The sequence below is a fragment of the Ruminococcus sp. genome (assembly GCF_019423705.1).
Taxonomy (GTDB): domain Bacteria; phylum Bacillota; class Clostridia; order Oscillospirales; family Ruminococcaceae; genus Hominimerdicola.
On record NZ_JAHZAX010000001.1, the window covers coordinates 1 to 3897 of the forward strand.

The window sequence follows — 3897 nt, forward strand, 5'->3', positions numbered from 1 at the left end:
TTTCTTTCCGCTTGTCAACACCTTTTTGACCTTTCTACCTTTTTGATAGTTATTTTCGCCTTTTTGCACAATAATTATCCAATTTGTCGAACACAGTCGCTAAACCGTGTAACCATTGTCGTTCATAAGCTTTATTACCTTGTCATAATTCAAGCCCTTGACCGTATGATTATCCGTATCCTCAGAATTCGTGTAGATTCTCACAGCGCAAGTCTTGCTTATCTTCTGAAAAGGATTTTGCATAACGCTCACCATCGTCACCCTGTCGAGCGCCGCAATAGACTTGTGGAAAGTGTACCACTTGCAATAGGAAATAGTGCAGTAGCCGTTTTCAAAACCGATTGACGTCGTGAACGCCGCCGCTGCCTTTACGATAGTCAGCCACACAAGCGGTATGGTGGTCAGCACCACAAGTATCGTTATCTCGCTCTTCCAGTTCGGCAGCAGCCTAAGCGCAATTCTTCCGCCGACAAATGGAGCTAAGCAGCACAGCAGCGGTATCATAACGAACCGCCCCAGATCAGCCATTCCCGTCGCAATATCGCTTTTTACCGGCGGTATCTTCGGCATAAGTGTTTTCAGCGACTTATCCACCTGACTGTTAGTCGTGATAGGTATAAGCGCCGATATTTCCAAGCGCCGCTTGCCATAGCCCGTGCAATGAGCCGACACCGACGTTATCCTGCAAAGCTTCATAAGCAGCGATTGGCGGCAGTCGATATAATTCACCCTGTCACGATACAAAACGTGCCTGCGCCGTGAGCCTATGCCGCTCCTTATTATGAACATATCCGCACATCTTGTGCAGGAAAAATTCCAATGGCGCATAAGGTTCGCAAGAAATGATATTACCCAGCCCCCCGCCAGCGTTCCGCCAACGATAAGTATATACTTCGGCACGGAAGCCAGTATAGGCACTTTCTCGATCTCGCTGTTCACACGCATAAGAAACTGCTGCTCGACTTCTCTGCCCACTATCCTGTACGCTTCATAAAACACCGACAGCACGATGATAAGTCCCGACAGCGTCGATGAAAACAGCAGCGAGAATATCATCAGATAGCTTTTTCTCGAGTGATAAACATATTTCGGCTTGTTTTTGCATTTCGCCGTGGCAAGATGATAAAGCTCAAAAGCCCTGCCCGTGGTAAGGTCAAGGGTTATATCCGCCTTTTGAAGCGACTTTGCATCTGTGTCTATATAAATAGAGCAAGCGTGTATAAGCCTGAAAAAATATCCCTGACATAGCGAAAGCGTCGATATCTCCGAAAAATACACCTTCGTCCGTGTTATGCCGAAATATCCCGTGTGAGCAATAATGCAGTCCTCTTCCAGCTCATAGTAAACGAATATCCACCGCAAAACGGCGTATCCGAATATCACGCCAATGGTAAGGATATCGACCCAATGTGCCTGGAACCAGCTTTGAAAATTAAAGCTCGCCGCAATAAGATACTTCGCCAGAGGGATCGCAAGCAGCCACATATATTTAGTTGTATATGAAAGTATTCTGATAGGGTGCTGCCGCCTAGCAAAAAAGCTTTTCAGCCAGCTCCGCTTCTCTCTGATCTTTTCTCTTCCGTTCATTTTTCAAGTCCAAACTGTATAAAATTACATAATTAGAAGCCGTCGAAAAAGCAGCAAATCAACGGGCGAACGATGTTCGCCCCTACAAAAAACAACGCATTTACGTAATTTGTAGGGGACGGCGAAATTTATCTGCTCACCGTTACTCGCAGATAAATTGACGTCCCACTTGTTTGAACCTTTTTCAACAATCTGTTATATATTATCTACTTATCGTCAGTACAATTCTTTTCCCTCACGCTGTTCTCTTTCACGCCGCCTTATGGCAGTATTCACCACCGCCGATATCTCCATTGCGTTTTTCCTGCTCATAAATGGTATCAAAAGCCTTGAACCAAGACAATTGAGTACCACGAAATTTAGCCCCGTAACGCTTCCCAGCGGCGTAATGATAGTCGTCACCGACTTTATTGAGCTTGTGGGCAAAAAATGCCTCGCCGTTATGATAAGCCCCGTCAGCGCCGTGACCTCTTTTGAGCTCACCGTAAAATACGCCCTTATAAAATAGAAAGGCAGCACAAGCAGGCAGAAAACCGCCGCCGCTATCCATATAGGAAAAAGTATATAATCCACCGAAAACGGTATGAACTGCTGGATAAGATAGACCGCATACTTTATTATGTAAAGCAGCACAGCCAGAAAAGCCCATATAAGAAACAGCGGAACTTTTGATGGCTTATACTTATGCATAGTTCTTCCGCCGCCTTTCCCGAAATCAGCTTCTTTTTTATTATTTTTGTTGGTATTTTTGGTATTTATAGTGATCTCTTTTCTCAAGAATTATTCTCCCTAAAACATCATATCATTATGTAAGCGATAAATTGCACGAAAACTGACAAAACGGCAAACAGACAGCCAAAAGTCAATATCGTAAAATGTCCAATCAACGGGCGACCACAGGTCGCCCCTACAAAAAATAGACAAAACTTTAAACCAAGGAGCAAAGCAAAATGAATGACCTCTCACTCATCTCCATTATTACCGCTCTCAATAAATTCCTTTGGGGTATACCCCTGCTGATACTTATGACAGGGGGCGGACTTTACCTCAGCGCAAAACTCCGCTTCCCACAAATACATATCATAAAAATTATGAAGCGCACCCTCTGCACCCTTTTCCATAAAGACGCCGCCCAAGGCTCTTCCCTCACCCAGTTCCAGACCTTTTCCACAGCCCTTGCCGCAACTGTTGGCACAGGCTCTATCGTCGGCGTTGGCGAATGTATCAAGATCGGCGGCGCAGGCTCAGTTTTTTGGCTATGGGTCTCCGCCTTTATCGGAATGGGTCTCTCCTATTGCGAAAACTACCTCGGCGTGAAATATTCCAATGCGAATAACGCCAATAAATCAAACAAAGCCTGCGGTGCGGTGGCATATCTCGAACACATCGGCAAAACAAGGCTCACCGCCCTGCTTTTCGCATTGTTCACAGTCCTTGCCTCATTCGGTATGGGCAATATGGCGCAGTCGGGCGCAGCAGCCTCCGCCGCAAAAGAGGGCTTCGGACTATCCCAAAACCTCTCCGCAATAATTATCCTGCTGTTCGCATTTTTCATCTGCGCTGGCAAAAATTTTGCCGCAAAGCTCTGCGAAAAGCTTGTGCCAATAATGTCCGCACTTTTCATCGGCGGCAGCCTTTTCGTTATCCTCTCACGCCCCGTCCTCTCCGCAAACGCCCTTGGAAACATCGTCACAAGCGCATTTCGCCCCTCCGCCTTGATAACAGGCTCAACAATGGGCGCAGTAATTTTCGCCGCCGTGGAGGGCTTGAAGCGTGGCGCTTTCTCAAATGAGGCAGGGCTCGGCTCGACGGTGGCAGTCCATAGCTCCTGCAATATAAAATCCCCCTCCGCACAAGGAATGTGGGGAATGGCGGAAGTCTTTATCGACACCGCCGTCATCTGCACCCTCACCGCCCTTGTGATACTCACAAGCGGCGCAGACCCCAGCGCAAACGGCGACCTCGCCGTCAGAGCATATATGCTGACCCTCGGAGGAGCAGGAAAAATTTTCACATCCCTGTCGCTGATACTTTTCGCCCTCGCCACCCTCGCAGGCTGGTTTTTCATCGGCGAAAAAGCTTGGCGCTATCTCTGCCCCAAAACCTCCCTGCCGTACAGGCTTCTAACTCTCATCTGCGCCTGCTCCGGCGCACTATGGAGTATGGAACTCATATGGGGCATATCCGATATTTTCAACGGCTTAATGGCCGTGCCGAACATCATCGGCGTGCTGATACTCTCAAAAGAAATAAAAAAGCCAAAGCTTTAAGGTGAATAAAACGCACTATCAGCGTGTAGGGGCGACCCGC

General features: G+C 47.4%; 3 protein-coding genes. 1 reads left to right on the forward strand and 2 read right to left on the reverse strand.

What is annotated here, in order from left to right; translation table 11 throughout:
- Window positions 1–99: 99 nt before the first annotated feature.
- Together QZ371_RS00005 and QZ371_RS00010 are read right to left on the reverse strand one after the other, a co-directional pair.
- A complete protein-coding gene (locus QZ371_RS00005; protein ID WP_295207207.1) occupies window positions 100–1587 on the reverse strand; it encodes a PH domain-containing protein in 1488 nt (495 codons plus the stop codon).
- A gap of 216 nt (window positions 1588–1803) precedes the next feature.
- Window positions 1804–2277: a PH domain-containing protein gene (locus tag QZ371_RS00010; RefSeq protein WP_295207210.1), complete on the reverse strand. Its 474-nt coding sequence runs from the start codon at window positions 2275–2277 to the stop codon at window positions 1804–1806.
- 260 nt (window positions 2278–2537) lie between these two features.
- Between QZ371_RS00010 and QZ371_RS00015 the strand changes: the two genes are divergently transcribed.
- Window positions 2538–3857 (forward strand): sodium:alanine symporter family protein, encoded by a 1320-nt coding sequence (locus QZ371_RS00015; protein ID WP_295207213.1) that lies wholly within the window; start codon window positions 2538–2540, stop codon window positions 3855–3857.
- Window positions 3858–3897: the final 40 nt, after the last annotated feature.